General features: G+C 72.2%; 18 protein-coding genes. 4 read left to right on the forward strand and 14 right to left on the reverse strand.

All coding sequences use genetic code 11. The features are described from left to right. Window positions 1-210 precede the first annotated feature (210 nt). A complete protein-coding gene (locus tag ACF09C_RS37075; protein ID WP_392098051.1) occupies window positions 211-657 on the forward strand; it encodes an ATP-binding protein in 447 nt (148 codons plus the stop codon). Here the strand turns inward: ACF09C_RS37075 and ACF09C_RS37080 are convergent. From ACF09C_RS37080 to ACF09C_RS37105, 6 genes are all read right to left on the reverse strand, one after another. Beyond that, window positions 611-2,071, reverse strand: a complete 1,461-nt coding sequence (locus tag ACF09C_RS37080; protein ID WP_392098053.1) for an amino acid permease — start codon at window positions 2,069-2,071, stop codon at window positions 611-613. The genes ACF09C_RS37075 and ACF09C_RS37080 overlap by 47 nt on opposite strands. A 162-nt stretch (window positions 2,072-2,233) precedes the next feature. Continuing rightward, a complete protein-coding gene (gene argF, locus ACF09C_RS37085; RefSeq protein ID WP_392098091.1) occupies window positions 2,234-3,244 on the reverse strand; it encodes an ornithine carbamoyltransferase in 1,011 nt (336 codons plus the stop codon). Between the two features lie 113 nt (window positions 3,245-3,357). Continuing rightward, window positions 3,358-4,590, reverse strand: a complete 1,233-nt coding sequence (locus ACF09C_RS37090) for an arginine deiminase (protein ID WP_362421619.1) — start codon at window positions 4,588-4,590, stop codon at window positions 3,358-3,360. 45 nt (window positions 4,591-4,635) lie between these two features. Beyond that, window positions 4,636-7,179: a polynucleotide kinase-phosphatase gene (locus tag ACF09C_RS37095; RefSeq protein WP_392098055.1), complete on the reverse strand. Its 2,544-nt coding sequence runs from the start codon at window positions 7,177-7,179 to the stop codon at window positions 4,636-4,638. Continuing rightward, window positions 7,176-8,678: a 3' terminal RNA ribose 2'-O-methyltransferase Hen1 gene (locus ACF09C_RS37100; protein ID WP_392098057.1), complete on the reverse strand. Its 1,503-nt coding sequence runs from the start codon at window positions 8,676-8,678 to the stop codon at window positions 7,176-7,178. The genes ACF09C_RS37095 and ACF09C_RS37100 overlap by 4 nt, the downstream gene beginning before the upstream one ends. A gap of 71 nt (window positions 8,679-8,749) precedes the next feature. Next, on the reverse strand, window positions 8,750-9,775 hold the full coding sequence (locus ACF09C_RS37105; protein ID WP_392098059.1) for a hypothetical protein: 1,026 nt from the start codon (window positions 9,773-9,775) through the stop codon (window positions 8,750-8,752). Window positions 9,776-9,987: 212 nt separating this feature from the next. Between ACF09C_RS37105 and ACF09C_RS37110 the strand changes: the two genes are divergently transcribed. Continuing rightward, window positions 9,988-12,342 carry an LPXTG cell wall anchor domain-containing protein gene (locus ACF09C_RS37110; RefSeq protein ID WP_392098060.1) on the forward strand — a complete coding sequence of 785 codons (2,355 nt, stop codon included), beginning with the start codon at window positions 9,988-9,990 and terminating at the stop codon, window positions 12,340-12,342. A gap of 170 nt (window positions 12,343-12,512) precedes the next feature. Here the strand turns inward: ACF09C_RS37110 and mmuM are convergent, their stop codons facing one another. Next, window positions 12,513-13,415 (reverse strand): homocysteine S-methyltransferase, encoded by a 903-nt coding sequence (mmuM, locus tag ACF09C_RS37115; protein ID WP_392098061.1) that lies wholly within the window; start codon window positions 13,413-13,415, stop codon window positions 12,513-12,515. Between the two features lie 14 nt (window positions 13,416-13,429). Then, on the reverse strand, window positions 13,430-14,353 hold the full coding sequence (locus tag ACF09C_RS37120; protein WP_392098063.1) for an LLM class F420-dependent oxidoreductase: 924 nt from the start codon (window positions 14,351-14,353) through the stop codon (window positions 13,430-13,432). 251 nt (window positions 14,354-14,604) lie between these two features. On the opposite strand from ACF09C_RS37120, the gene ACF09C_RS37125 reads away from it, so the two are divergent. Then, window positions 14,605-14,823: a hypothetical protein gene (locus tag ACF09C_RS37125; protein ID WP_392098065.1), complete on the forward strand. Its 219-nt coding sequence runs from the start codon at window positions 14,605-14,607 to the stop codon at window positions 14,821-14,823. A 26-nt stretch (window positions 14,824-14,849) separates the two neighbouring features. Here the strand turns inward: ACF09C_RS37125 and ACF09C_RS37130 are convergent, their stop codons facing one another. The 5 genes from ACF09C_RS37130 to ACF09C_RS37150 form a co-directional block, all read right to left on the reverse strand. Further along, entirely contained in the window at window positions 14,850-15,347 is a 498-nt protein-coding gene (locus tag ACF09C_RS37130; protein WP_392098067.1) for a DUF6099 family protein, read from the reverse strand. Window positions 15,348-15,473: 126 nt separating this feature from the next. Beyond that, complete coding sequence (locus tag ACF09C_RS37135; RefSeq protein WP_392098069.1) at window positions 15,474-15,854, reverse strand: nucleotide pyrophosphohydrolase; 381 nt, start codon at window positions 15,852-15,854, stop codon at window positions 15,474-15,476. Further along, window positions 15,847-17,082, reverse strand: a complete 1,236-nt coding sequence (locus ACF09C_RS37140; protein ID WP_392098093.1) for an ATP-binding protein — start codon at window positions 17,080-17,082, stop codon at window positions 15,847-15,849. Before ACF09C_RS37140 ends, ACF09C_RS37135 begins: the two co-directional genes overlap by 8 nt. Window positions 17,083-17,344: 262 nt before the next feature. Continuing rightward, entirely contained in the window at window positions 17,345-17,770 is a 426-nt protein-coding gene (locus tag ACF09C_RS37145) for a cell division protein SepF (RefSeq protein ID WP_392098070.1), read from the reverse strand. A gap of 90 nt (window positions 17,771-17,860) precedes the next feature. After that, window positions 17,861-18,316 (reverse strand): Lrp/AsnC family transcriptional regulator, encoded by a 456-nt coding sequence (locus ACF09C_RS37150; RefSeq protein WP_392098072.1) that lies wholly within the window; start codon window positions 18,314-18,316, stop codon window positions 17,861-17,863. A gap of 116 nt (window positions 18,317-18,432) precedes the next feature. Here ACF09C_RS37150 and ACF09C_RS37155 point away from each other — a divergent pair, with 116 nt between their 5' ends. Further along, on the forward strand, window positions 18,433-19,500 hold the full coding sequence (locus ACF09C_RS37155) for an asparaginase (RefSeq protein WP_392098073.1): 1,068 nt from the start codon (window positions 18,433-18,435) through the stop codon (window positions 19,498-19,500). A gap of 37 nt (window positions 19,501-19,537) precedes the next feature. On the opposite strand, the gene ACF09C_RS37160 is transcribed toward ACF09C_RS37155, so the two are convergent. Then, window positions 19,538-20,713 carry a threonine aldolase family protein gene (locus ACF09C_RS37160; RefSeq protein WP_392098074.1) on the reverse strand — a complete coding sequence of 392 codons (1,176 nt, stop codon included), beginning with the start codon at window positions 20,711-20,713 and terminating at the stop codon, window positions 19,538-19,540. Window positions 20,714-20,812 lie beyond the last annotated feature (99 nt).

The raw sequence follows: 20,812 nt of genomic DNA on the forward strand, positions 1-20,812 counted from the left end.
CCTCCCCGGAGCGTATCACTGCAATGTGACCACCGTCACGAGTGCACGATATCGCGGAGGTACGAAGGTCCCGGCACCTTGGAGGCACTGGTCCCCGCCATCGAGGAGGGGGTGCCCATGGAATCGGCCGACACGGTTCGTAAGGTGGAAAGCCGGACGTGTCGGGGTGCGTCCCCTCCCCCCACCTGCCCGCGGCGAAGGGAGCCCGCCATGGCCGACGCCACCGACGCCACCAGCCCCACCTCCTGGCGCATCGAGCTTCCGCACACCACCGCCGCCGTGCCGATGGCCAGGGCCGTGGTCCGCGCCGCGCTCGCCGAGCCGGCCGCGCCCGCCGACAGCGACACGGCCGAGCTGCTCACCGCCGAGCTGGTCGCCAACGCCGTCGAGCACACGGCCCCCGGGGATCCGATCGAGCTGGTCGTCGAGCTGCTGCCGGGCGGCTGTCAGGTCGAGGTGCACGACCGGCGCCCGGCGGGGCCGGGCGAGCTGATCGGCCCCGGCGAGTGGCCCGACCCGTGGCAGGAGCACGGGCGCGGGCTGCTCCTCGTCCGGGCGCTCGCCGGCGACTGCGGCCACCGCCCCACCGCGCACGGCAAGGCGGTCTGGTTCACCCTTCCCGCGGTGCCGAGGCAGCGCCGTCCGCGGGAGCGGTGACCGCCACAGGGGCGGTGGCGGCGAGCCGCGAGTTGCGGCGCCCGTAGAACGCGTAGACGAGCGCTCCGACGGCCAGGAAGGCCGCGAACTGCAGCCAGGTCGCCCAGCCGGTGCCCCAGATCAGGTACAGGCAGAAGCCGACGCCGAGGAGCGGGCTCAGCGGGTAGAACGGCACCCGGAAGGAGCGCGGCAGCTCCGGGTCGCGGCGGCGCAGCGCGATCACGGCGATGTTGACGACGGCCATGACGGCGAGCGTGCCGATGGTGGTCAGGCCGACGACCACGTCGAGCGAGGCGAAGGCGGCCGGGACCGCGAAGACGGCGGCCACGATCCAGGTGTTGGCGACGGGGGTCGCGCTCTTCGGGGAGACCCGCTCGAAGACCCGGGGGACGAGCCCGTCCCGGGACATCGACATGAGGATGCGGGTCTGTCCGTACATCACCGCGAGGACGACGGACGCGATCGCGACGACGGCGCCGAAGGCGATGATCCCGCCGCCGATCGAGGATCCGGTGACCTGGTCGACGACGAGGGAGAGCGCGGCCGGCTTGTCGGCGACGGCATCGGCGCCGAGCGCGCCGATCGCGGAGAGCGCCACCGCGCAGTAGAGCACCGTGACGACCCCGATGCAGACGAGGATCGCGATCGGGATGTTGCGGCGGGGGTTCTTGACCTCCTCGCCTGCGGTGGTGATGGCGTCGAAGCCGATGTACGAGAAGAACGCCACGGACGCGCCCGCGGTGATCCCCGCGGCGCCGTGGGTGGCGAACGGCGCGAGGTTGCCGTCCTGGAAGGCGCTGAAGCCGATCGCGCAGAACAGGACCAGGATCCCGAGCTTGAGGACGGCCATCGCGGCCGTCGCCCGGGCGCTCTCCCGGACGCCGCGCACAAGCAGCACGGCGGCGAGCGCGATGACCACCACGGCGGGCAGGTTGACCACACCGCCGTCGCCGGGTCCGGCGGAGAGCGCCTGCGGCAGCTGGAGCCCGACGAGGCTGTCCAGGAGCTCGTTCAGGTACTGGCTCCAGCCGACCGCGACCGCGGAGACCGAGACGCCGTACTCCAGGAGCAGGCACCAGCCGACGAGGAACGCGACGCGCTCGCCGAGGCTCGCGTACGCGAAGGAGTAGGAGGACCCGGAGACCGGGATCGCACCGCCCAGCTCGGCGAAGGAGAAGGCGGTGAAGACGCAGGTGATCGCGGCCAGGACGAAGGAGACGACGACGGCGGGGCCGGCCTCGGCGACGCTGTCGGAGAGGCCGACGAAGATCCCGGTGCCGACGATCGCGCCGATGCCGAAGCACACGAGCTGGAAGAGGCCCATGGTGCGCTTGAGGCCGTGGCCTTCGAGGTCCGCGCCGGATTCGGCGATCAGCTGCTGGGGGGATTTGATCCGCGGCGCGGACGGGGACATGCGGGGGTTCTCATCTCTGGTCGAGCAGGGCGCCCGGGGTGTGGACGCGCGAGTGGGGTCCGGGCTTGTGAGCCCGAACCCCACCGATCGATCCGATGGTAACCACGAGGTCGCATATACACCCAATCGGGCGTATCGCTATCCGAGGTGCCTCGTATGCGGCTACCCGAGGTCGCCCGCCATCGTGGCGACGAGGACCGCCTTGATGGTGTGCATCCGGTTCTCGGCCTCGTCGAAGACGACGGAGTGCGCCGACTCGAAGACCTCGTCGGAGACCTCCAGCTCGGTGAGCCCGTGCCGGGTGTGGATGTCGCGGCCGACGGCCGTGCCGAGGTCATGGAAGGCGGGCAAACAGTGCAGGAACTTCACGGCCGGATTGCCGGTGGCGCGCAGCACGTCCATGGTCACGGCGTACGGCAGGAGGTGCGCGATCCGCTCGTCCCAGACCTCCTTGGGCTCCCCCATCGAGACCCAGACGTCGGTGGCGACGAAGTCGGCGCCCCTGACTCCCTCGCCGACGTCCTCGGTCAGGGTGATCTTCGCGCCGCTGGTCTCCGCGAGGGCGCGCGCCGAGGCGACGACCGCCTCACCGGGCCAGTAGGCCTTCGGGGCCACGATCCGGACGTCCATGCCGAGGAGGGCGCCGGTCACGAGGTAGGAGTTGCCCATGTTCAGGCGGGCGTCGCCGAGGTAGGCGAAGGCGACCTCGGCGAGCGGCTTGTCCGTGTGCTCGGTCATGGTGAGGACGTCGGCGAGCATCTGGGTGGGGTGCCAGTCGTCCGTCAGACCGTTGAACACGGGGACGCCCGCGTGCGTGGCGAAGTCCTCGACCTTCGAGTGGCTGTCGCCCCGGTACTCGATGGCGTCGAACATCCGGCCGAGGACACGGGCGGTGTCCTTGACCGACTCCTTGTGGCCGATCTGCGAGCCGGAGGGGTCCAGGTACGTGGTGGAGGCGCCCTGGTCGGCGGCGGCGACCTCGAAGGCGCAGCGGGTCCTGGTGGAGGTCTTCTCGAAGATCAGGGCGATGTTCCGGCCCCGCAGCCGCTGGACCTCGGCGCCCGCCTTCTTGGCCGCCTTCAGCTCGGCGGCCAGGTCGACGAGACCACGGAACTCCTCGGCGGAGAAGTCCAGCTCCTTGAGGAAGTGGCGGCCGATGAGGTCGGTGGCCATGGGGCGCTCCTGGATACGGTCGGGGACGGCGAACATGTCAGCGACTGGAAGTGTATACGTATATCAGTATGGCTATACAGTGACGCCGCACACTCGTCGTCCCGGACCGTTCCTCACACGGCGTCGCGCTCCACCGGGCAGCTCATACAGCGCGGGCCGCCGCGCCCCCGGCCCAGCTCACTGCCCGGGATCTCGATCACCTCGATGCCCTGCTTGCGCAGATGGGTGTTGGTGGTCGCGTTCCGCTCGTACGCCACGACCACCCCCGGCTCGACGGCGAGGACGTTGCAGCCGTCGTCCCACTGCTCGCGCTCCGCCGCGTGGACATCCTGCGTCGCCGTGAGGACCCGGATGTCCTGGAGGCCGAGCGCCGCGGCGATCGCGCTGTGCATCTGCTCGGGCGGATGGTCGGTGACCCGCAGGGACTGCCCCTCGTCGCCCGGTTCGATGGTGTACGAGCGGAGCATGCCGAGCCCCGCGTACTGGGTGAAGGTGTCCTGGTCGACCATGGTCATCACCGTGTCGAGGTGCATGAACGCGCGCCGCTTCGGCATGTCGAGGGCGATGATCGTCCGGGCCGAGCCGGCCGCGAACATCCCCCGGGCCAGCATCTCCACCGCCTGCGGGGTGGTCCGCTCGCTCATGCCGATCAGCACGGCTCCGTTGCCGATGACGAGGACGTCACCGCCCTCGATGGTGGACGGGTAGTCGGCCTGGCCCTCGGACCAGAGGTGGAAGCTGCCCGCCTCCGGGCCCGCGAAGAGCGGGTGGTGCTTGTAGATGGCCTCGAAGTGGACGGTCTCGCGCTGCCGGGCGGGCCAGCGCATCGCGTTGATGGAGACCCCGTCGTAGATCCAGGCGGAGGTGTCCCGGGTGAAGATGTGGTTCGGGAGCGGGCCGAGGATGAAGTCGTCGAGGTCCATCGCGTGGAACCGGACCGAGGTGGGCTCCCGGTGCGCGGCCAGGAACTCGCGCTTCGTCATGCCCCCGACGAGCGCCTCCCCGAGCGCGACGGCGTCCAGCGAGTCGAAGGCCGCGCGGAGGTGGTCGGCGGCGAGCGGGCCGTACTCCTTCTCGTCGAAGACCCGGTCGAGGACGAGCTTGCGGGCGGCGGGCAGTTCGAGGGACTCGGCGAGGAGATCCCCGAAGAGATGGACCTCGATGTCCCGCTCGCGCAGCACGTCGGCGAACCCGTCGTGCTCCTGGCGGGCGCGGCGCACCCAGAGCACGTCGTCGAAGAGGAGAGCGTCCTTGTTGGAGGGTGTCAGCCGCTTCAGCTCCAGATCGGGCCGGTGCAGTATGACGCGGCGGAGCCGCCCGGTCTCGGAATCGACATGGAATCCCATGCGACCATCCTGACGGAGCCGGGCGGCTCGCGCGTGGTTCTCACCTCACAGACGCGGATCCACCGGCTCCGACTCCAGGGCGAGCACCGCGAACACGGCCTCGTGGACCCGCCACAGCGGCTCGCCCTCGGCCAGCCGGTCCACCGCCTCCAGGCCGAGCGCGTACTCGCGCAGCGCCAGCGAGCGCTTGTGGCCGAGGAAGCGGTTGCGCAGCCGCTCCAGGTTCTCCGGGCGGGTGTACTCCGGGCCGTAGATGATCCGCAGGTACTCGCGGCCGCGGACCTTCACACCCGGCTGGACGAGCCGGCCGTCGGCGCCCCGGACGAGCGCGGCGAGCGGCTTGACGACCATGCCCTCGCCACCGGCGGCCGTCATCTCCAGCCACCACTCGACCCCGGCCCTGACCGACTCCTCGTCCCCCGTGTCGACGACGAGTCTGCGGGTGACCTGGAGCAGGCCCGTCGGGTCGGCGTCGACCAGGCGGTCGAGCCACCCGAGCTGCTCGTCGTGCGGCACGGCCGTCAGCGCGCGGCCCCGCGCGCCCAGGATCTGGAACGGGGCGAAGCGCACCCCTTCGAGGCCCTGGGTCGGCCAGCAGTAGCGCCGGTACGCCTCCGTGAACGCCTCGGCGTCCGCCGCCCGTTCCCGCTGCTTGGCCAGGAGCGTGTCCACACCCGCGACCCCGCGCGCCGCCGCCTGCTCCAGTGCGCCGAGGGCGCCCGGGAAGACCGCGCGGGAGGCCGCGCCGACGGCCGCGTACTGCGAACGCAGCAGCCCGGCCGACTTCAGCGACCACGGCATGAGCTCGCCGTCGAGCAGCAGCCAGTCCGTGTCGAGGCTCTCCCAGAGCCCGGCGGCGGTGATCGCCGCCCGCAGCCGCGCGAGGACCTCCTCGGTGACCGCCTCGTCGTCGAAGAAGGGCCGTCCGGTACGGGTGTGCAGGGCGCCGGTCACTCCGGTGACCCCGAACCGCTCACGGGCCGCGTCCGCGTCGCGGCAGACCAGCGCCACGGCCCGCGAGCCCATGTGCTTCTCCTCGCACACGACCCGCTCGACCCCGTCCGCCTTGTACTGCGCGAACGCCTCGGCCGGGTGCTCCAGGTAGCCGTCCTCCTTCGAGGTCGCGGTCGGTGCCATGGTCGGCGGCAGGTAGGCGAGCAGGCGCGGGTCGACCGCGAACCGGCTCATGACCTCCAGGGCCGCCGCCGCGTTCTCCTCGCGCACGGAGACGTTGCCCATCTGCCGGGTCTCCACGATCCGGCGTCCGTGCACGTCGGCGAGGTCGAGCGGCCTGCCCTCGTGGCCACCGGGCGCGTCCGTGGTGAGCGGCCGGGCGGGCTCGTACCAGACCTTCTCCGCCGGTACGTCGACGAGTTCACGCTCCGGCCAGCGCAGCGCGGTCATCTTCCCGCCGAAGACGGCGCCCGTGTCGAGGCAGAGGGTGTTGTTGATCCACGAGGTGTTCGGGACGGGTGTGTGGCCGTAGACGACGGTGGCCTTGCCGCGGTACTCCTCGGCCCACGGGTAGCGCACGGGCAGCCCGAACTCGTCGGTCTCCCCGGTCGTGTCCCCGTACAGCGCGTGCGAGCGCACCCGGCCGGAGGTCCGGCCGTGGTACTTCTCCGGCAGACCGGCGTGGCAGACCACCAGCCTGCCCTCGTCGAGAACGTAGTGGCTGACGAGCCCGTCGATGAAGGCGCCCACCTCGGCGCGGAACTCCTCGCTCTCCCGGCCCAGTTGCTCGATGGTCTCGGCGAGTCCGTGGGTCTCCTGGACCTTGCGCCCCTTGAGCCAGCGGCCGAGCTTGTTCTCGTGGTTGCCGGGCACGCAGAGCGCGTCCCCGGCCGCGACCATGGACATCACCCGTCGCAGCACGCCCGGGCTGTCCGGGCCGCGGTCGACGAGGTCGCCGACGAAGACGGCCGTACGGCCCTCGGGGTGGTGGCCGTCGACGTAGCCGAGCCTGCCGAGCAGGGTCTCCAGCTCGGAGCGGCAGCCGTGGATGTCGCCGATGATGTCGAAGGGTCCGGTGAGGTGGCGCAGGTCGTTGAACCGCTTCTCCAGGACGACCTGGGCGGCGTCGACCTCCTCGACGCTCCGCAGCACGTGCACCTTGCGGAAGCCCTCGCGCTCCAGGCCGCGCAGCGAGCGCCGCAGCTCGCGGCGGTGGCGCTGGACGACGTGCCGGGGCATGTCGGCGCGGTCGGGGCGGGCCGCGTTCCGCGCCTGGCAGACCTCCTCGGGCAGGTCGAGGACGATCGCGATCGGAAGCACGTCGTGCTGCCGGGCCAGCTGGACGAGCTGGCGCCGGGCCTCCTGCTGGACGTTGGTGGCGTCGACGACGGTCAGCCGTCCCGCCTCAAGGCGCTTCCCGGCGATGTAGTGCAGGACGTCGAAGGCGTCCCGGCTCGCGCTCTGGTCGTTCTCGTCGTCGGCGACCAGGCCCCGGCAGAAGTCGGAGGAGATGACCTCGGTGGGCTTGAAGTGACGGCGCGCGAACGTGGACTTGCCGGAGCCGCTCGCACCGATCAGGACCACGAGGGACAGGTCGGTGACGGGCAGCCTGCGGGTGGTGTCGGTGCTGGTCATGCCTGCTCCTCCTTCGGGGTCGCCGGATCGGTTTCCTGGGTGCCGGGTTTCCGGGTGTCGGTCTCCTGGGTGAAGACCGCCATCTGGGTCGGCGGGCCGACCTCGGGGTCGTCGGGGCCGACGGGGGTGAACCGGACTCCGTAGCCGTACTGTTCGGCGACGCGTCCCGCCCAGGCGCGGAACTCGTCGCGGGTCCACTCGAAGCGGTGGTCGCTGTGCCGGACGTGCCCGGCGGGGAGGGACTCCCAGCGGACGTTGTACTCGACGTTCGGCGTGGTCACGAGGACCGTACGGGGGCGCGCCGAGCCGAACACGGCGTATTCGAGCGCGGGCAGCCTCGGCAGGTCGAGGTGCTCGATGACCTCGCTGAGGACCGCGGCGTCGTAGCCGGTGAGCCGCTTGTCGGTGTACGCGAGCGAGCCCTGGATCAGCTTCACCCGGCCGGCCTGCCGCTCGCCGAGCCGGTCGAGCCGCAGCCGGCGCCCTGCGACGGTCAGGGCGCGTACGGACACGTCGACGCCGACGATGTCGGTGAAGCGCACGTCCTTGAGCAGCGCCTGCACCAACTGGCCCTGTCCGCAGCCGAGATCGAGCACCCGGGTGGCGTCGGCGGCGCGCAGCGCGGCGAGGATCGCGTCCCGGCGCTGCTCGGCGAGCGGCACCGGCTTGTCCTCGGTGTCGGTGGTCTCGTCGACGGCGTTGTCGACGTCCTCGACGTCGAGCCCGTCCGCCTCGGCGAGGCGCGTGAGTTCCAGGCGTTCCATGGCGTCGCGGGTCAGACCCCAGCGGCGGGAGAGGTAGCGGCTGGTGATCAGCTTCTGCTCGGGGTGGTCGGCGAGCCAGCCGTCGCCGGCGCGCAGCAGCTTGTCGACCTCGTCGGGCGAGACCCAGTAGTGCTTGGCGTCGTCGAGGACGGGCAGCAGGACGTACAGCTGGTTGAGCGCGTCGGCGAGCCGCAGCTCCCCTTCGAGGACGAGGTGGACATAGCGCGAGTCGCCCCACTCGGGGAACGCGGTGTCGAGCGCCACCGGCTCCGCCTCCACGGTGTCCCAGCCGAGCGGCCCGAACAGCTTGCGGACCAGGTCGGCGCCGCCGCGGGCGGGGAGCGCGGGGACCTCGACGCGCAGCGGCAGCGGCGCGGCGGCCCGCTCGGGCATCGCCTTGCAGGCGCCGTGCAGAGCGCTCTTGAAGACGGTGGCGAGGGCGACGGCGAGCAGTGAGGACGCGGCGTAGGGCCGGTCGTTCACGTACTGCGCGAGCGCGGAGTCGGGGGCGCCGCCCCGGCCCTTGCCCTTGCCGCGCCGCACCAGACCCACGGGGTCGATCTCCAGGAGGAGGGCGGCCGTGCACCGCTCGGCGGTCGCCTCGGGGTAGAGGACGTGCGCCGTGCCGTGCGAGGTCGAGAACGTCTGCGCGTTGTCGGGATGCTTGTGCAGCAGGAAGCCCAGGTCGGTCGCGGGACGTTCGGGGGTGCCGGTGGTACTGATCGTCAGGAACACACGTCCGAGTATGGTCCGAGATCCCGGCTCCGACCAGGCATTTTCCCCGTCCCGGCGGCTGCGGACCGCGGCTATGCCTCGCGGTACTCCACCGGGTCGCCCTCCGGGTCGTGGTCGCGGTAGCGGGCGAGGCGTTCTCGGAGGGTGCCCGGGTCCTTGTCCCCCACGGTGGCCAGGAGGGCGTAGAAGGGCACTTCGCCGACCCCGTCCCTGACGGTGGGCTGGTTGACGAACGGCCGCTCCAGGTAGATGTTCCGCTCCACCTCGTCCCGGGGGATCCCGGCGGCGGCCTCGCGGTAGGTCCAGGCCCCGTGCCGGTGGCGGACGGCGACCTCACCGACGTACCAGACGGCGCCCTGGACGAACGGGGTGCCCTCGGCGGCCCGGTAGACCTCCTTGTCGGGGAACCTGTCCACCATCAGCCGCCCCAGGGTCTCCAGCGACTCCGGGGAGAAGTCCCAGGTCCCGGACCCGGCGGCGGATCCGGCCCCCGCGTCCGCCGCCCACGCGGGGTGGCCGTCCGCGCGCTCGGCGAGCCAGCCCGCGAGCCAGGGGTGCGGGGCGTCGGCCGCCCCCGGGTCGAGGCCGGGGGTGGCGTGCTTGGCGGGCTTCCAGCCGGGCTCCGCCACCCGCTCGCGGTGCGCCGCGACCGCCGCGCGCAGCTCGTCGGCGGCCTCGGTGAACGCGCCGGACCTGTCCCGCTCCTGCGCGGCGACGATCAGGCCCAGCGGATCGAGCGGAGCCAGGCCGAGCGCCGGGTCGGGCAGGACGACCGGACGGTCGTCGGCGCTCCAGCCCCAGCGTCCGCCGCCGGCCGCCATGAGCGCCTCGCCGAGGTAGGCCATCGCGCCCTGGAGGAAGTCCTGCGACTCGGGCGTGCCCTCGGGCCGGTACGTGAAGACCAGCGCGTCCTCCAGCAGGCCGAGCGACTCCGCCGACATGTCCGGTGTGAAGTCCGCGGGGGTGTACCAGGTGTCCAGGCGCATCACGCGGGCCGGTACGTCCTCGATCCACTCGGCCAGCCGCTCGCCGTCCGTGGTGCCGTCCGCCGTCCCGTCCGTGGAGCCGTCCGTCGTGCCGTGCGTGGTGTCAGACATGCCCGCCACTCTAGACAGGAGGGGTTGGCGGTGACCGAAGTGGCAGACTGTGCGGGCGAGTTACACCGCAGAACCTTGGCGTGTCCCTGCCACTTTCTTCACACGGCCCTCCTATGGTGAGTGACCATCAGGTCACTTCCACGGGGGCCGTGACCTGATACCCGACCGCACGCACTTCAACCCGTGGCCCCCTGACCATGGGACCGATCATCTTGACCACCGCCATCACACGGCGCTCCAGTTGGTTCGGCCGCGCGGCCGTCCTGGCGTTGAGCGTCGGCATACTCTCCGGCAGCCTGCCGATCCTGGACAACGTCCAGGAGGCAGAAGCCGCCGCCAAGCGCTGTACCGACATGTACCAGACGCCCAACTCGGCGCCCCGGCTGGGAACCCTGCCCGGCTTCAAGGCCCCGGGGAAGTACCAGTGGCGCACGCTCGGGGACACCAGGCGCACGTACTCCTTCGACAACCCGCGCAAGCGCCTCTCGGGCCTCGACCTGCCCAGCGCCGAGGAACTGGACAAGATCCTCCCGGACCCGAGCAAGTACGACAACGCCTCTCCGCAGCACGCCTGGGCGTACTGGAAGCAGAACCAGGCCGGGAAGCAGCCCTACAAGGGCACCTTCAACGAGTACGTGAACAGCTACTACGTCAACGGTGAGGCCAACGCCCGGGGCGGCAACGCCTACGAGGCCGAGGTGGCCCGCTACTTCAAGCTGGGCGGCCAGAACTGGTACTGCCAGTACTCCATGGCCGAGGAGATGCCGGAGCTCTTCAAGGAACTCGTCGACGAGCTGGGCGAGGAGAACGTCAAGAAGGACCGCCGCTTCGACGCGATCAAGACCAGCGGCCGCGACAAGATCATCTACGAGTTCAAGTCGGGCACGAAGCAGATCGACACCAAGCAGCTGCTCGTGGACCAGGCCCTGGCCAAGCGGGGCTACAAGGTCGTGTACGTCTTCGGCGAGCCGCCGAGCAAGGCGGTCGAGGCGCGGCTGCGGGCGCACGGAGTCTCCTGGTACCAGCACCGCGCGGTGCCGGACGCCCGGTACACCCCGCACCCGCAGTACACCCGTCAGGACCCGGCCTTCAGCGGCAAGAACTGCCCCACCGCCACCACCCTGGCCTCGGCCAAGGCGGCCGGCTGCGGCAGCTCCCGGGGCTCGGCCAACGACTTCGCCCGCAACTCCGGCCGGACGAAGGAAGAGGCGCAGCGCCGCCAGGCGGCCGCCCGCCAGGCGCCCGGCGCACCGTTCCGGATGCGGGGCCCCGGCGGCATCGACTTCACCACCATGGAGCTGCGGTACATCACCGAGCCCGTCAAGGGCAAGGGCATGGACTACGGCTTCAAGGCCACGATGAACGACGACGAGGACGAGAACCCCTCGTGGGGCGGCGGGGCGAAGATCGACCTCTCGTCCGACGCGATGTTCACCTGGCTGGCGCTGCACCCGAACCGGTTCTGGGTGAACCTCAACCCCGACCAGCCCGACCAGGTCACCGACGACAAGCTCGCCAAGACCGACGCGGGCCGCGTCCTGCTCGAGGCCGACCTGGAGATGAAGCACGACCTGGCCCGGGTCATGGTTCCCAACAACCCGGTCGGCAACCGGCTGTGGGACTCGTTCCAGCACGTCAACGGCGCACCCTGCTGGAAGACGTACCGGTACTACATCGAGCCGGCCCCTGCGCAGGTGCGCGAGGAGGACGGCAAGCTCTACATCCTCGACGCGCCGATGGACGTCAAGGCCGCGAAGATCGACTTCAGCGAGGGCTTCAAGTGCAAGCAGCCCGAGTCGGTCCAGGAGTACAACTTCCGGCAGATCCAGGAGATCGCGATCCCCGAGGTCGAGAAGCTGGTCAACACGGCGCCCCAGTACGCCGATCTGCGCAGCGTCTACACCTCCCGGATCGCCGCCGAGTGGATCAAGCAGCGCGACGCGGTGAAGCCCGGTGACTTCCACGCGATCATCGGCTCCGACGACGCGACCGCCTGGCCCTCGCGCACGAAGTGGGACCGCGACAAGATCTACGCGGACTACATGAAGTCCTTCCGTGAGGGCGACTTCCACTTCAAGCGGACGTACCCGCAGGACGGTTCCGTCCTGGAGTTCTCCTTCTACCTGGGTGGCGTGGACTTCTCCAAGCAGCCCAAGCAGAACGTCTCCAAGGCCCGCTTCGAGGCGGAGAACCCGGAGATGCCCGACACGGTGAACGCCGCCGTGAAGTCGACCACCGCCTACGCCGACACGGACACCGCCTTCCTCGGCGGCAACAACACCGGCAAGGACTCCGGCGGTACGACTCCGACGCCGACGCCCACCCCGTCCAAGCCGGGCCCCGACCCGACCGACAAGCCGACGACCCCGGCCCCGAGCCCGTCGACGCCGGGCAACGGCAACGGGAGCGGCGGGCAGACCCCGCCGGCGAAGGACCCTGACGGCGACCTCGCCGACACGGGCTCCAGCACGCCCGTCGGCCTGGTCGTGGGCCTCGCCGCCGTCCTCGCGGCGGTGGGCGCGGGCCTGATCTGGTGGAAGCGCCGCCGCACCACGGCCGACGGCTGAGCCACCACCCGCTGAGCACCACCCTCTCGGCCCCGTACCCGCTCCGGGTACGGGGCCGAGTGGCGTCACGTCGCGTCGGGTCGGGCCGAGTCGCGTCGTGTCGGGTCGGGTCGGGTCGGGTCGGGTCGGGCCGGGTCGCGTCGTGTCGGGTCGCGTCGTGTCAGGTCGCGTCAGGGCGCCAGCGCCGTGGACAGGGCCGCGATGCGGTCAGGGCCCACCCGGCAGCAGCCGCCGATCAGCCGGGCCCCGGCCGCGGGCCAGTCCCGCATCCGGTCCGGGTCGAAGGACCCGGTGCCGCGCCATCCACGGGCCCCCGCGTCCCACACCTCCCCGCTGTTGGGGTAGACCACGACCGGCTTCCCCGTCGCCTCCGCCGCGATCCCCACGGCGCGCGCCGCGTCCGCCGGCTCACAGCAGTTGACCCCGACCGCGACCACCTGCTCGACCCCCGCGACGAGCCCGAACGCCTCGGTGAGCCGCTGCCCGGCCCGGGTCCGCTCCCCCGCCACGGTGTACGAGAGCCAGACCGGCACCCCGCACCCCTCGACGGCCCGCAGCAACGCCTCCGCCTCGACCGTGTCCGGCACCGTCTCCAGGGCCAGCGCGTCCGGCCCCGCCGCCGCGAGCGCCTCGACCCGGGGCCGGTGGAACCTCTCCAACTCGCGCACCGTAAGCCCGTACCGGCCGCGGTACTCGCTGCCGTCGGCGAGCATCGCTCCGTACGGCCCCACCGAGGCGGCCACCCACACCGGCTCGGCCGCGCCCTCCCCCGCCGCCCTGGCCAGCTCCACGCTCCGCCCGAGCAGCCGCGCCGCCTCCGCCCCGGCCACCCCGCGCCGGGCGAAGCCCTCGAAGGTGGCCTGGTAGCTCGCGGTGATCAGCACCCGGGCGCCCGCCCGCACATAGGCGGTGTGCGCCGCACCGATCTGCTCGGGCCCGTCGGCGAGCAGCCGCGCCGACCACAGCGCGTCGCTCAGGTCGCAGCCCTGGGCCTCCAGCTGGTTGGAGAGCCCGCCGTCGAGGACGAGCACCTCCTGGGCGAGCGCCTCTGCGAGGGTGTGGACCGGCCTCATCGGTGCGCCTCCGCTCAGCCGAGCTGCGCCTGGACCTGGGCGGAGATCAGCTCCAGGTGGTCCAGGTCGGCCAGGTCGAGGACCTGGAGGTAGATCCGGGACGACCCGATCGCGCCGTACCTTCCGATCTTGTCGACGACCTCGGCGGGCGAGCCGGCCAGACCGTTCGCCTTCAGCTCCTCCACGTCGCGCCCGATGGCCGCCGCCCGGCGGGCCACCTCCGCGTCGTCCTTGCCGACGCAGACGACCAGGGCGTTGGAGTACACCAGGTCGTCGGCCCCCCGGCCCGCGGCCTCGGCGGCGGCCCGGACCCGCCCGAACTGCCGCTCGCTGTCCTCGATCGAGGCGAAGGGGATGTTGAACTCGTCGGCGTACCGCGCGGCCAGCCTCGGCGTCCGGGTCGCGCCGTGACCGCCGATGAGCACCGGGATCCGGTCCTGGGTCGGCTTGGGCAGCGCCGGCGAGTCCGCCAGCTGGTAGAACTCGCCGTCGAAGGAGAACTTCTCGCCCAGCTCGGTCTTCCACAGCCCCGTGACGATCGCCAGCTGCTCCTCGAGGCGGCCGAACTTCTCCTTGGGGAACGGGATCCCGTAGGCCCGGTGCTCCTCCTCGAACCAGCCCGCGCCCAGGCCCAGTTCGACCCGGCCGCCGGACATCTGGTCGACCTGGGCGACCTGGATGGCCAGGACGCCGGGCAGCCGGAAGGTGCCCGCGGTCATCAGCGTGCCGAGCCGGATCCGCCGGGTCTCCCGGGCGAGGCCGGCCAGCGTGATCCAGGCGTCGGTCGGCCCGGGCAGCCCGTCGGCGGAGCCCATGCTGACGTAGTGGTCGGAGCGGAAGAAGGCGTCGAAGCCGAGGTCCTCGGTGGCCCGGGCGACGGTGAGCAGGGTGTCGTAGTCGGCCCCTTGCTGGGGCTCGGTGAAGATTCGAAGATCCATACCTCCATCCTGCACCTCCGGGCCGCCGTCAACCTCCCCGTCAGCCGGGGGGCGGGTCCTGCCCGGTCGGGTGAATATCGGGCCCCCTGGCGGGGCGCGTCCTGCCAGGCCAGTGACCGTGGCCCGGCGCGCGTCGTTGGCTCGGGCGGTGCCGGACCGCCCGGCGCCCGCGTGCCGGCGGCCGCTGCCGGTGCGTCGTTCTCCCGTGTGGCCCTTCCCCCGAGGGAAGGGCCTGGGCCGAGGAGGCCGCCATGTCCCAGGAAGCCGCGCCCGAAAGGGCGATGCCCGAGCAGCCGGTGCAGCAGTCCGTGCCCGAGCAGAAGGGCTCCGGCGCCCAGAAGGGCCTGCTGCAGCAGATGGAGGAGCTGATGGCGGCGCTCACCGCCGATCTGTCGCAGCTCGACGCCGACCTCCAGTCCTCGGCGGACCGGTCGGAGGATCGGACGAGCGACGAGCCCCGAGCGGACTGACCCCGTCCCGGCCGCCCGCCGGCGGCTCATGACGCCCCCGCCGGACCCGCCCGGCCCCGAGCGGCATCGGGCGGCCGGTCCCGCTCCCGCACCGCGAGTCGGCGCAGCATCCCGCGCACCCGGTCGTTGGCCTCGTCGGCGGCGTCGATGGCCTCGATGCACTGCCAGTACAGCCCCTCCTCGTCGGTCGCGCAGGCCACGCCGACCAGGGCGATCCCCACCTCCCCGAGCAACACCCCGAGGTGGGTCAACGCCACACGTGGGTCGACCACTTCGGTGAGCTGGGCCGCTCTCGGTCCACCCGTCCCGAGCAGGGCGTAGTCGGACACGATGCCGCGTCCGCCGCCGATCTCGCTCAGCCCCCGCGCCTCGCTCCGCAGCTCCTGCGGTCCGCAGAGGGCGAGCTGACTCCCTATCGCCTGTGCGAGGGCCTGGGCCTGCCAGGCCTCCGCGACGATGTCCCATGCCGTCCCCGCTCCCGCGAGCGCGTGCCGGCCTGCCGCGATCAATCGCTCCGCTTCCATGTGCGCCGCCCCCGTTCGTACGACTTACTGCCCACTGACTCCACTACCCAGCGTGAAGGCGCCTGAGCCCCCACGCCAGAGGAATTCGGAAATCTGTGGACAGTAAGCTCGATGGGGAAATCGCGATCACTCCGAAGAGTGACGAAAACCGTTTTCGGTCGCGTCGCCGCCCCGCCCCGGGGGCCGTCCGGCCGGGAATCGGAGTTCGTTTCTGTCGATCTTCGCCGCCAGCGCGGCGAGCGCGTCGACGCCCAACACCTCGCAGAACTGCAGCAGATACGCCAGAACGTCGGCGACCTCGTCCTCGACCCGGTGGGCGGTGTCCGGGTCGTCCATCACCCGCGCCGCCTGCTCGGGCGTCAACCACTGGAAGATCTCCAGGAGTTCGGCCGCCTCCACGCTGAGCGCCGTCGCCAGGTTCTTCGGGGTGTGGTACGGCTGCCACTCCCGCGCCGCCGCGAACTCGGCCAGTCTGCGCTGCAATCCCGCTACATCCAGTTCACTCACGCCCCAGGTCTACCACCGTCACCCCCGGTGTCTCGCGCGCGTACCGCGCCACCGGCTCCCCCACCGAGCCCACGAGCCGGATGTGCCCACCGGCGCAGATGTCGACGGCGAGCCCGAGCAGCGCGCGGAGCTGGCGCCCGTCGAGGGACCGGTCGAGACCGTCGGCGAGGACCGTCAGCGCGCGCATCGCGGGCGGCACCTCGCCGAGTTGGTCCATGGCGAGCACCCCGGGCCCGGTGAGCAGGACCAGCGCGAGGGCGAGGTAGCGCAGTTCGCCGTCGCCGAGCCGGCCGAGCGGTGTCGCGAACGGCGTCCTGCGCGGCGCCGGGACCCCGGCGCCGCCGGCCCACCCGGCAGCGGCGGCCCGGGCGGCCGGGGCCGGGGCCGGCCGCACGGCGTCGCCCGGCGCGCGCTCCAGGAGCGCCCGTACCGTCGCGTCAGGCAGTTCCTCCACGCGCAGCCCGGTCACCACGCCGGCGCAGCCGGCCCCCGCCACGGCCGCGAGCCGGGCGTGCCGGCGCGGGCACTCGGACGCGGTGCGGTGCAGCACCTCCGCCAGGTTGTCGCAGCCACGCAGCAGCCGGCCCTCGCCCACCGGCACGGATCCCCGCATCCGGGCGGGCTCGGGATCGCAGGGGAAGACCGAGCGCAGCGCCACCACCACCTGCTCGGCCGCCGCGAGCACTTCCAGTTGCCCCTTCGTCTTGCCGGCCACGCGCAACGGCAGCAGCGCGGTGCCCAGGCGGTCGTCGGGGAAGGGCGCCCGCGTGACGGGCGTGGCGCCCGCGGTGTGCCATTCGGCCTGGACGGTACTGCGGCCGGGGTCGCGCAGGGCGGTGGTGAGGAGCGTACGGCCGCGGCAGGTGAGCCGTTCGCCGACGATGCGGACCGTGGGTTCGACCTGGACGGCGAGATCGAGGCGGACGGGTCCGGCGGGTCCGTCGACGGTGCAGCCGATCCGGAAGCCGCGCCGCCCCTGGGCGTCGGGCCGGGCCCTCTCGGGCACGTGGGCGAGGGCGTCGGGAAACGCGGCGGCCAGGTCCTCGCCCGCGCCGAGCCGGGCGAGCGCCTCGTAGGCGCGCAGGGCACTGGACTTGCCGCTGCCGCTCGCCCCGGTGAAGAGGGTCACGGGGCCGAGCGGATGGACGGCGGCGCGGTGCGCGGCGAAGGCGGAGAGGCGGAGTTCGGTGACGGCGGGGCGGGCGGGCCTGCGCGCGGACGCGTCCATCAACTGCCGCAGCGCGTCCCGGCGCGCGTCCCGCGCGCCGGGAACGCCCGGCCCACCGACCGCCGTCGTGCCGCCCGCCCCCGATGCCCGCTCCCCGGTCGGGCCGCGTAAGGGTGCCCGGACCGGGGTCGTACAGGCAGAGGAGGCGGCGGAGGAAGAGGGGAGGGAGGAGACGGAATCGGGCGTGTGGCCGCCGGTGGAGTCCATGATCGGACCGTACGCAGCGGCGCGGATGACGAACCGTTACGCCCTGTTCAGCTTCCTACGATCGAGGGACGGCCGCCCCGGACACGTCATCTCCGACCTCCTCGTCCGGCGCGCCCTCGACCTCCGTACCGGCCGGGGCGAGCAGGAAGACGTTGCGGTCGACGCGGTGCATCCCACTGCCGAGGCCGAACACCACGCCGCTGCTGAAGTCCAGGATGCGCTTGGCGACTTCGGTGTCCGCGCTGGTCAGGTCGAGGAGGACCGGGATCCGGGCGATGAGGTACTCGGCGACCTCACGGGCGTCGGCGAAGACCTGCACGCGCAGGACCACCATGCGGCGCTGCTCGGCGGCCTCGTAGGGATCGTGCATCGCGCGGTGGTCGACCCTGGACGGCCATTCGTCACGGCCGCGCAGGGGGACGACCTGCGCGAGGCCCTCCCACTGCGCGTCGGTGACGTCGTACCTCTCGTACCTACTCATGCGCCCATCCTCCCGTTTCTCACCCGTTCGGCCCAACACCGACACGAGTGGACTGCGAGTGGACCGCGAGCGGCCCGTTCGCGGAGGTCATCAGCGTTCGACCGGCAGTCCGCGCGGTTCCTTGACGCGCTTCATGATGATCTGCGAGTTGACCTCCGTGACACCGGCGAGCGAGGTCAGCCGCTCGATCCAGAGGCGCTCGTACGCGGCGAGGTCGGCGACCGCGATACGCAGGAGGCAGCCGGGGCTACCGAAGAGGCGGTACGCCTCGATGACGTCCGGGATGGACTGCAGGGCCTCCTCGAAGGCCTCGACGGTCTCGCGGTCGCGCCGGACCTCGATCGAGACGAGGACCTCGAAGCCGCGCCCGACGGCCGAGGGGTCGATCACGGCGCGATACCCCTGGATCACCCCGTCCTCCTCCAGCTGCCGTACGCGGCGCAGGCACGCGGAGGCGCTGAGGCCGATGCGCTGGGCGAGCTCCAGATTCGTCAGACGGCCGTCATCCTGAAGCTCACGCAAGATGCTGCGGTCGATCCGGTCCATGACGCAATTATGCATGCCGGAATTCACGATTCCGGAGCGGAACTCGCAATCATATTCCATACAAGCTGAACTATCGTTTCAAAGGCGACTACCTTCGATCCCCGGGACAGACACCCATGCAGCGGACACGCGACGACCGGCCCCGCCGGATCACCCTCATCAGCACGGGCGGCACCATAGCCAGCCGCTGGCAGGGCACCGGTTACGCCGCCGACGCCTCCGGTGACGACGTCCTCGCCACCTCGGCGCTGCCCGAGGGCGTGACGGTCGAGGTCGTCGACCTGTTCAACGTCAACAGCTCCCGGATGACCTCCGCCCGCCAGCTCACGCTGCTGCACGCGGTCCACACGGCGCTCGCCGACCCCGGCGTGGACGGCGTCGTCGTCACGCACGGCACGGACACCCTGGAGGAGTCCGCCTTCTTCCTGGACCTGCACCACTCCGACGCCCGCCCCGTCGTCTTCACCGGCGCGCAGCGCCCGCTCGGCACGGGCGACGGCGACGGCCCCGGCAATGTGTACGACGCCCTCCAGGTCGCCGCCTCGGTGCGCGACCTGGGCGTGCTCGTGGTCTTCGACGGCAAGGTGCACGCGGCGCGCGGCACGGTGAAGACGCAGACCCTCGCGGCGGACGCGTTCGCGGACCCGTCCGAGAGCGGCCTCGGGAAGGTCGGCTTCGGCAGCGTGCACATCCGCCGCGGCCCGGACCGCCCCACTCCGCTGCCCCTGCCCACGGCCACCGGCGCCTCCGCGACGCTGCCCCGGGTCGACGTGGTCATGCACCACAGCGACGGCGACCCGCTGTTCCTGAACACCTCCGTCGCGGCCGGCGCGGGCGGCGTCGTGCTCGTCGGCACCGGCGCGGGCAACGCCACTCCCGAGATCTCCGCGGCCGTCGGCGCGGCCGTCGACCAGGGCACCCTGGTGGCCCTGAGCACGCGGGTCCCCGCCGGACCGATCGCCGAGCTCTACACCGGCGGCGGGGCCGTGGACCTGGTGGCCGCCGGAGCCGTGTCCGCCGGGACGCTGCGCGCCGGGCAGGCCCGGATGGCCGTCCTGGCGACCCTCCTCGCGGACGTCTCCCCGGAGCGCCGCCCCGCGCTCCTCCACAGCCTGCTGAACGGCCCGGCCCGCCAGGAGCCCGCGCTGACGGCGTCCGGCTCCCGCTTCTCCGGCGCTTCCTGACCCTCCGCGCGTCGGGTCGTTCCTGACGGGCCGCGGGTCATTCCCTGACGCAGTGGTGCCGTGACGACCGGTCACGGGGGTGCGGGACGGGCCGCTTCGGGGACTCAGACGCCGTCGGCTCGGCCGCGTGGCGACGGATCGCGGCCAGCAGGCCGTCGACGTCGGCGGCGGAGTGCGCGAACGAGGTCACGAACCGCACCACGCCGGGCTCCCAGCGGTCGTGGTAGAAGGCGTAGCCGTCGGCGAGCAGGCCCTTGACGACGTGCGGTGCGAGCCCGCAGAAGACCATGTTCATCTCCGGCTCCGCACCGGGCAGTTCCGCGCCGGGCAGTTCGACGCCCGGCACACCGCTCAGGCCGTCCCTGAGACGCGCGGCGAGCGCGTTCGCCCGGCCGGCGTTGCGCAGCCAGAGGCCGTCGGCGAGGTAGGCGTCGAGCTGCGCTGCGTGGAAACGCGCCTTGGCGGCGAGCTGCCCGGCCCGCTTCACGCGGGCGGCCAGTTCGGCGGAGAGCGCCGGGTCGAAGGAGATGATCGCGTCCGCGCTCATCGTGCCGTTCTTGGTCGTGCCGAACGACAGCACGTCGATGCCGGCCTTCCAGCTCATCTCCGCCGGGCTGACGCCGAGCCTGCTGAGCGCGTTGGCGAAGCGCGCGCCGTCCATGTGGACGCCGAGCCCGGAGCCCTTGGCGATCAGGCACAGGGTGCGGATCTCCTCGACGGTGTACACGCCGCCGGTCTCCGTGCCCTGGCTGAGGGTGAGGACGGAGGGCTGGACGCTGTGCCGGTCGCCCGCGCGCCGCCGGATCTCCCGCAGCAGGGCCTCGGGGTCGACCTTGCTGTCGGCGCCGGGCACGGTGACGACCTTGGAACCGCCCGTGAAGAACTCGGCGGCCCCGCACTCGTCGTTGTGCACATGGCTCCCGGAGTGGCACAGGACGCTGCCCCAGGGCCGGGCGAGGGCCGACAGGGCGAGGCCGTTGGCGGCGGTCCCCGAGGAGACCGGGAAGACATCGAGGTCCCGCTCGAAGACGTCCCTGAGGCGGCGCCGGACGGAGTCCGTGTACGGGTCGGCCCCGTACGGCATCGCGTGCCCGGCCAGGGCCCTGGTGAGCGCCTCCGCGACCTCGGGGGACGCGCCGAAGGTGTTGTCGCTGAGGAAGTTCCGGCCGTCGGCGCCCGACTCGGTGGCGGCTGACTCGGCGGCGTCACTCATCGCGCGTCCAGGTGTCGTTGCCGGTGAGGAGTTGGGTGAGGTCGCCCTTGCCGTGTTGTTCGATGGCGGTGTCGAGTTGGTCGGCCATGAGGGTGTCGT

This window comes from Streptomyces sp. NPDC014870 (genome assembly GCF_043081505.1).
Classification (GTDB): Bacteria; Actinomycetota; Actinomycetes; order Streptomycetales; family Streptomycetaceae; genus Streptomyces.

What these genes read in the sequence shown, in the direction of transcription:
- ACF09C_RS37075 (WP_392098051.1), top strand. Translation starts at nt 211, where the DNA reads ATGGCCGACGCCACCGACGCCACCAGCCCCACCTCCTGGCGCATCGAG.
- ACF09C_RS37080 (WP_392098053.1), bottom strand. Translation starts at nt 2,071, where the DNA reads ATGTCCCCGTCCGCGCCGCGGATCAAATCCCCCCAGCAGCTGATCGCC.
- argF (WP_392098091.1), bottom strand. Translation starts at nt 3,244, where the DNA reads ATGGCCACCGACCTCATCGGCCGCCACTTCCTCAAGGAGCTGGACTTC.
- ACF09C_RS37090 (WP_362421619.1), bottom strand. Translation starts at nt 4,590, where the DNA reads ATGGGATTCCATGTCGATTCCGAGACCGGGCGGCTCCGCCGCGTCATA.
- ACF09C_RS37095 (WP_392098055.1), bottom strand. Translation starts at nt 7,179, where the DNA reads ATGACCAGCACCGACACCACCCGCAGGCTGCCCGTCACCGACCTGTCC.
- ACF09C_RS37105 (WP_392098059.1), bottom strand. Translation starts at nt 9,775, where the DNA reads ATGTCTGACACCACGCACGGCACGACGGACGGCTCCACGGACGGGACG.
- mmuM (WP_392098061.1), bottom strand. Translation starts at nt 13,415, where the DNA reads ATGAGGCCGGTCCACACCCTCGCAGAGGCGCTCGCCCAGGAGGTGCTC.
- ACF09C_RS37120 (WP_392098063.1), bottom strand. Translation starts at nt 14,353, where the DNA reads ATGGATCTTCGAATCTTCACCGAGCCCCAGCAAGGGGCCGACTACGAC.
- ACF09C_RS37125 (WP_392098065.1), top strand. Translation starts at nt 14,605, where the DNA reads ATGTCCCAGGAAGCCGCGCCCGAAAGGGCGATGCCCGAGCAGCCGGTG.
- ACF09C_RS37130 (WP_392098067.1), bottom strand. Translation starts at nt 15,347, where the DNA reads ATGGAAGCGGAGCGATTGATCGCGGCAGGCCGGCACGCGCTCGCGGGA.
- ACF09C_RS37140 (WP_392098093.1), bottom strand. Translation starts at nt 17,082, where the DNA reads ATGGACGCGTCCGCGCGCAGGCCCGCCCGCCCCGCCGTCACCGAACTC.
- ACF09C_RS37145 (WP_392098070.1), bottom strand. Translation starts at nt 17,770, where the DNA reads ATGAGTAGGTACGAGAGGTACGACGTCACCGACGCGCAGTGGGAGGGC.
- ACF09C_RS37150 (WP_392098072.1), bottom strand. Translation starts at nt 18,316, where the DNA reads ATGGACCGGATCGACCGCAGCATCTTGCGTGAGCTTCAGGATGACGGC.
- ACF09C_RS37155 (WP_392098073.1), top strand. Translation starts at nt 18,433, where the DNA reads ATGCAGCGGACACGCGACGACCGGCCCCGCCGGATCACCCTCATCAGC.
- ACF09C_RS37160 (WP_392098074.1), bottom strand. Translation starts at nt 20,713, where the DNA reads ATGAGTGACGCCGCCGAGTCAGCCGCCACCGAGTCGGGCGCCGACGGC.